This is a genomic window from Halarchaeum acidiphilum MH1-52-1 (assembly GCF_000474235.1).
GTDB lineage: Archaea > Halobacteriota > Halobacteria > Halobacteriales > Halobacteriaceae > Halarchaeum > Halarchaeum acidiphilum.
In genome coordinates this window covers 1-6,617 of record NZ_BATA01000099.1, presented here as the reverse complement: position 1 = coordinate 6,617, position 6,617 = coordinate 1, and the positions used below count along the sequence as shown (strand labels likewise).

At 57.4% G+C, this 6,617-nt stretch carries 8 protein-coding genes and 2 pseudogenes; all 10 read left to right on the top strand.

Going from position 1 to position 6,617, the window contains the following annotated elements:
• The first annotated feature begins 88 nt into the window (after positions 1 to 88).
• Positions 89 to 364, top strand: coding sequence for a PadR family transcriptional regulator (locus tag AOZ13_RS12715; RefSeq protein WP_020221438.1), 276 nt, complete (start codon positions 89 to 91; stop codon positions 362 to 364).
• Between the two features lie 119 nt (positions 365 to 483).
• Positions 484 to 744 (top strand): AbrB/MazE/SpoVT family DNA-binding domain-containing protein, encoded by a 261-nt coding sequence (locus tag AOZ13_RS12710; protein WP_044958628.1) that lies wholly within the window; start codon positions 484 to 486, stop codon positions 742 to 744.
• Complete coding sequence (locus AOZ13_RS12705) at positions 710 to 1,153, top strand: hypothetical protein (RefSeq protein ID WP_234402880.1); 444 nt, start codon at positions 710 to 712, stop codon at positions 1,151 to 1,153. The genes AOZ13_RS12710 and AOZ13_RS12705 overlap by 35 nt, the downstream gene beginning before the upstream one ends.
• Before the next feature lie 925 nt (positions 1,154 to 2,078).
• Entirely contained in the window at positions 2,079 to 2,393 is a 315-nt protein-coding gene (locus AOZ13_RS12695; protein ID WP_020222147.1) for a hypothetical protein, read from the top strand.
• Positions 2,394 to 3,022: 629 nt separating this feature from the next.
• The gene (locus AOZ13_RS12690; RefSeq protein WP_020222146.1) at positions 3,023 to 4,285 is read left to right on the top strand and encodes a Cdc6/Cdc18 family protein; all 1,263 of its coding nucleotides are present in this window, start codon (positions 3,023 to 3,025) and stop codon (positions 4,283 to 4,285) included.
• A gap of 476 nt (positions 4,286 to 4,761) precedes the next feature.
• Positions 4,762 to 5,595, top strand: coding sequence for a ParA family protein (locus AOZ13_RS12685; RefSeq protein ID WP_049934121.1), 834 nt, complete (start codon positions 4,762 to 4,764; stop codon positions 5,593 to 5,595).
• On the top strand, positions 5,588 to 5,755 hold the full coding sequence (locus AOZ13_RS14270) for a hypothetical protein (RefSeq protein ID WP_159101041.1): 168 nt from the start codon (positions 5,588 to 5,590) through the stop codon (positions 5,753 to 5,755). Before AOZ13_RS12685 ends, AOZ13_RS14270 begins: the two co-directional genes overlap by 8 nt.
• A 20-nt stretch (positions 5,756 to 5,775) precedes the next feature.
• Positions 5,776 to 6,063 (top strand): hypothetical protein, encoded by a 288-nt coding sequence (locus AOZ13_RS14075; protein WP_148286753.1) that lies wholly within the window; start codon positions 5,776 to 5,778, stop codon positions 6,061 to 6,063.
• Between the two features lie 97 nt (positions 6,064 to 6,160).
• Positions 6,161 to 6,313: pseudogene (locus AOZ13_RS12675) on the top strand (DUF7342 family protein); the annotation flags it as partial.
• Positions 6,301 to 6,617 (top strand): annotated as a pseudogene (locus AOZ13_RS12670) (hypothetical protein); the annotation flags it as partial. The pseudogenes AOZ13_RS12675 and AOZ13_RS12670, both read left to right, overlap by 13 nt.

Genomic DNA, 6,617 nt, shown 5'->3' with positions numbered 1-6,617 from the left:
GAATAGTGAGTGTGGCTCGAAACGAGAAGAGGGACGGCCAGAACACGAGATCCGATACGCTCATACGACAACATATCCAATACTCTCCATGCACGATTTGACCGGCTTTCAGCGGGACCTCCTCTACGTCATCGCAGGCCTCGACGAACCCCACGGCCTCGCGATCAAGGACGAACTCGAGGAGTACTACGAGACGGAGGTTCATCACGGCCGCCTCTACCCGAACCTCGACACCCTCGTTGAGAAAGGCCTCGTCGAGAAAGGCAAAATCGACGAACGCACCAACTCCTACGCCCTCACGCGACGTGGCCGGCGCGAGATCGAAGCGCGTCGCGAGTGGGAGACCCAGTACGTCGATCTATAGGCCGTCCTCAATACTCCTGAAATTTGATCGTCCCCGTGTGGCTGACCCACGTTGACGCGGTCGACGAGAAGTTAGAAAGACGCGATAAACCTAAGGTATTACAGAGGGTATTACCGGATATGAGTCAGGCAACCCGAGTGACGGAGAAAGGACAGGCAACGATTCCGAAGGAGCTCCGCGAGAAGTATGACCTTGAGCCGGGCGACGAAGTCCTCTGGATGGACACTGACGAAGGAATCGTTGTCAAGAAACGCACGCGGACCAGCGGCCGGGGAATGCTAGTTCCCGATGACCTCCCCGAGGACAAACGAGAGGACGTCGCCGAGGAGCTTCAGGAACGAGTACGTGACCGACGCGACCGCAACTACCAGGAGGCGTAGCGTGGCGACCTATACCGCCGACGCAGTCGCTCTCCTCGTCTATCTGGTTGATGCACTTCCCCGAGAGGCAGACCGCGTGTTCGCGGAAGCTGAAGCCGGGGAGACGGTGATTCAGACGCCGAGCACAGCACTCGCTGAAGTCCTGTTCTCGGTTTCCCGGGACAAGGAAGTCCGAGGCGTGGAACTCTCAGGAACGCCGGAGGATGCTCGCCAGGCGCTCGTTGGGAACGGCCCGGTGTCGGTCGCACCGGATGGCGATGAGACGATGATCGAGTACGCGGAAATCGTGGACGAGTTCAGCATCCACGACGGCCTGATTGTCGCCAGCCACCTCGCACAGGGAACAGCGGCTGTCATCACCGCTGATGGTGTCATCCGCGACGCCGACGTTGAAACCGTCTGGGACTAGGAACCGACGTCCGAGAAACCCACAACACCCCCTTGCCGGCTTAAGAGCATTCAATAGTTAGTGGAGGTATGGCTATCGGAGAGGGGGCGAACACTGAGGAAACGACGCCGATCAAGTTGGTTCGCAGGCAGACTTAACGAACTCCGAGCCTCGATTCTCCGGCTTAGACTGGAGACAGAAACCACACTCCCAGCAACGGGTAACCAACAATAGGTGAGGTGATGGTGTGAGCGTTGAGTACGGTTTGTTAGCGCCCGCGAGGGGCGGGGCGCAGAGCCCCGTTCCGACCGATGGTTGAAGACGCTCTCGACATACTCCTTGGCGAAGCGGCGCACGTCGCGACCGACTACGCAGCAGTCGCGACCGGCGTCGATGATTCGCTCCACGAATACCGGCGGTACGCCGTTCTCCGACTCCTCGAAGACGACACGAATCGTCTCTCACCGACGGTCAACGTGACCGTCGGGTATGGACGGGACAAGGCAATGGCGGAGAGTTGGCGCGCGACAGTCTCTTGGTGGGACGCGCTTCCGCGTCTTCTACCCCGACAACGTCGGTCAGGTGCCGCAAGCAGTTGTCGACCTGATGAGCGCGCTCGGCGCGTGGCGTGTGTGGTCGGGCGACGCCCTCAACGTCGGTGCCTACGATCACCGTGGGCGTCGCGAAGTCCATTACTGCTGGCCGATCGGCCATCCCGTCGAAGACGAACTTGACGAGCGGCTTGACCAGGACACGACGACCGTTGTGCCTGATGGTGGGCAGATGGGCGATGTCCGAGCGCGGGCAGCCGTGACCGACCAGACACGACCGACCGGAGATCAAGCACGGGCGCGTCCCCCGGCCGGATGGCCGATTACCAGACTAGCAATAGCTGATTAACCAACACGGCTAAGCAGATAGCGTTCGTGTTGGTTAAGACAGAGCGATGCCGTATTCAGATCCCACTTCGCCACAGAACTTCTCAAGCGACCTCGCCGAAACGTTCGAAGACTGTTCGCTCAAGGAACTACGTGCGGTCAAACGATACGCCGAGGCTCTCGTCGAACACCGCGAGCGTGAAGCACGTCTCGAAGAAGACGAAGACACAGAAGAGCGTCCAGAAGAAATGCCGGACGACGTCCCGGCACGGGCGACACTCACCATTAAGGAGATCAACGATAACCGCTACTACTACTGGCAGTGGCGGGATGGTGATACGATTCGCTCGCAGTACAAGGGCCCGGTCAATTCAGACGGGTAATCGGTAATCTCACTGTTCTAAGTATGGACGGAGGACTCTGTGCTACGGCGGAGCATTCGTTAAGCGTTGCTAGCAGGACGCCATTCGCATTTCTCAAGCGTGGGAGATCACGTCTCGTTGAGCGCGTAGAATACTTACAATGAGAGGTGTGGTCAATACCTGAGCTAATCGTGTCGAGATTTGAAAGGAGATGCCCTGAGTGCCACACCCCCACCCCGGATTGTAAGTGTTCTCGCAGCCGAGAGGGGAGGGGCTGTTTTCGCTGGCAGAGAAGTGTTGTATTAAAGACCGGGTTGAGAGAGTATCTAACCCCGCCAAATTGTAAGTGTTAAACTGACGCGAGAGTATTTATAGTTCCATATATAGGCTAATAGAGATATTTGCAGTATCAGAAAAGACTATTACTACTATACTAGCTAGTACTAGGCTAGAGTAGGTACTTACTCTTACCCTTCTTACTTTCGTCCCGTTCTCACTGGGCCTTCTCACTGCCATCCCCTCTCCCTTCTTGCGCTCCCGAAGAACACTTACAATCTGGGGGGTGTGTGTTCGGCCGTTTCCGGGAACACTTAGAACAGTTAGAACACTTGTAGGGTAGGGTTAATGTGGGAGGGGTGTGACGCCGTGGTATGGACTCGCCGTTCAAGGAATCAAACCACATCTTTCGTGACAAGGAGCCATTCAAGGAGGGATATACTCCGGACGAGATTCTTGAACGGGAAGAGGAGATCCAGGAGTACGCTGCTGCTCTCCAGGATATCCCCGATGGGTTCGGTGCGCCCAACGTCTTCATCTACGGACAGACCGGCGTCGGCAAAACTGCGACAACGCAGAAAGTCATTGAGTTCCTTGAAGACGAAGCGGCCAGCGCCGATGTCGAACTTACCACCCTTCCGGTCAACTGTAATAAGCGGACGTCGACGTACAAGGTCTTACAGTATCTTGCGAACGAACTCTATCCAGACGAACACTTCAAGCAGGGTACTCATCCCGACACACTCTGGGACCGCATCTACACTCGCCTTGACGAAATCGGCGGCTACGTCCTCGTCGTCCTCGACGAGATCGACAAACTCGGCGAAGACGAGGAGTTGCTCTACGACTTCCCGCGCGCGAAAGCCATTGGTGAACTTGAGCACGCTGAAGTCGGCATCGTCGGTATCAGTAACAACTTTAAATTCCGCGAGAACCTCTCCCAGCGCGTCAAGTCGACACTTTGCGAAAAAGAGATTCAGTTCTCTCCCTACGACGCAAACGAACTCCGCTCAATCCTCTCTTATTACGCCGACCTCACGTTCCGTGACGGCGTGCTCTCGGACGACGTCATCCCGCTCACCGCAGCGCTCACCGCGCAAGATTCCGGTGATGCCCGGATGGCACTTGACCTCCTCGAAACTGCGGGCGACATCGCTCGCCACGAGGATGACGGAACCGTCGTCGAGGACCACGTCCGTATCGCCCGAAGCGAGGTCGACCGCGCGAATACCCGCGACATCATCACTGAGCGTCTCACCAGCCAGATGCAACTCGTCCTGATGGCGACGACGCTCTTGGTGATTGATCCTGACGGCGAGGCGAAGGTGAAGACAATCTACTCGCTATACAAGGACCTCTGTGATCGCATCGACTCGGACACCCTTTCTGAGAGTCGGGTTCGCGATCATTTGGACACGCTTGAGATGTTCGGACTTCTTGAGAAGGGCGAGCATAACCTCGGTCGTCGCGGTGGCCGCTCCTACATCTATTCGCTCGTCGACGAGCCCCGGATTATCGTTGAAACCTTCCGTGAGGACGAACGTCTCCAGCAGGGGTTCCCGGCATCGGTTGACTCACTCCTCGGTGACTTCGAGCAGTCGAGTCGATCCCACGTACAGAGCGAGTTCAACATCTGAGTCCGGGAAAAACACTTACAATCTGGGGTGTGATCCCCTCTCGAAACCGGCGTTTTCGGTCCTCGAATTCTTTCTGCTTCTCGTAGTAGTCTGGTGGGAGAGAACACTTACAATCTGGAGAGGGGGAATCTCGAGTTGCTTGGGGATATTCTGGGCTAAGTGCTGTCAGACCCCGAAAATTCAGGCCACTAATTCACTGAGTATATCATCTGACGCTATCGAATACACTTACAACTCGGGGGGTGTGGATAGCCAGTGGTATAGTCTGCCGCACCCGATCACGCACTCCCACCGTGGACTTTTCTGGGAACAACCGCGTCTGTTCAGATATTGATCCTCGGTCTTGACGTCTCGATGAACAGAACCACACTAGACTCTTTCACTATCTCTATCTACCTCACCTAACTCAACTACCTTATCTACCTTAGGTAGGTTGAGTAGCGTAGGTACCTTTACTACGCTGCTGGGGGTAGCGTATGGTCGACTCAGCAGAACCACGGGCGGTCACCGTTGCTCTCCAGAAGGGCGGCGTCGGCAAGACCACCGTTGCGATTAACGTCGCAGAACGACTTGATGTGCGTGGCCACGACGTCCTCCTCGTGGATCTCGACCAGCAGGGGAACGCCACCGAGGGTGTCGGACTCGGTGAGTACTACGAGGCCGACGCGAATCTCGGCGACGTCTGGGATACGGACTCCGACGTCGAGGTCCACGACCTCATCCGGGAAACCGAAGGGATGGACGTCATTCCGAGCCATCGTGACCTTGATGAGGTGGAGAACCAGTTGCGGACGAGCGCCTACGGTGTCACACGCGTTCGCAACTACATTATTGAGCCGCTACTCGGCGACGAATACGACTATATCATCATCGACAGCCCACCGAGTATCGGCCCGCTCTCCGACTCAGCGCTCGTCGGCACGGAGAACGTCCTCGTTCCGCTGAAGATGCGCGAAGCGTCGATCTCGGGTTTCCAGCGGATGGTCGAACAGCAACTTCAGCCGCTCCGCAACGAGGGCGGCATCGACGTCCGCGTACTCGCACTCGTCCCGAACATCCTCGAAGGAGACGGCGAGGAGAAACGCATCATCCGCGACATCGAGGAATCCCCGTGGGCTGACCGCCTACCGAAATTCGCGCGCTCCGACCAGTTCGACGAATCACCCGGACCGGGCCTCCGGAAGCGTGTCGCGTTCGGTCGTGCCTACCGCGAGGGCAAATCCCTCGCCGCCTACGACCCAGACAACGACCAGCTTCCACGGCTGGATGAACTCGCGGACATCATCGAGCGGGGTGGTGTCGATGCCTGACGACAACCGCTTCGCCAACATCGGCGTCGACGAGGACGAGTCGGAAGACGAAATCGACGAGGCGGTGGATGCTTCCGACGTTTCGGACGTCCCGAGTGAGACCCGAGAACCGGCTGCTGAGACAGATAACCCAGCTAAGTCAGCACCTCAGGTGACTTAGGTGATTTAGATGGCGAGGATATGGGAGCCGATACAGCGGCTGTACCGACCGTTGACCCAGCGGACTCGGGTCCTGCATTCGAGTTCGACGACGTCCAGCAGAAAGCAGTCTATCCACGCCCTGAATCGTGGGACGCCCGCACGGAAGCGCTCGACTTCGAAGTGAAGCGGAAACTCCGCGACCACGGCGTGAAGGATATCACCGGTCGTGAACTTGACGACGCGATTGCTCGGACCATCCCAGATGTCACCGAACTCATCGTCGAAAATGTCCTTGAGGCCCGCCGCCAAAAATTCGACTCTGACTAATAGTTGAGGGTCGGATACTGTTGGTCCCGCTTCTAGCGAGCTTTTTGTTCCAGTGAGTAACTGCCGCCCCGAACCTTAGCTAAGTATGTTATCTTAGGTGGCTAATTTTATCGCACACATGTATACGCCCGTCTCAACTGATGCCGTCGCCGAGGACGCACTCACCTCGCCGAAGACGGCGCGCAAGCATCTGAACGCGCTTGCGAACGAGGGATTCGTCGTCACAGACGCTGTTGAACACGGCCGGACTTCGTGCTGAGCGGGCGCGAACTCGCGAACTTCCTGCTCGTCCCCTCCTCCGAACAGCTCTCAATCGAGGGGTCACGGGGAACGCGTGCGGAGCAGCAGAGTCGGAATCCGCTTCCACGACCGAATCCGGATCTTCGCGAGCAGTTCCGCGACGGCATGGCGATCGGCTACGCCTTGGACGAGACTGGCCAGCCAGAGAATGAGCCAGTCCGCATTCCGCCGGACCTCCTCACGACCCACTATGGGCGCTTCGCCTCGACTGGCGCTGGGAAATCAAAGGCCATTATCAACGACGCGCTCTCCCT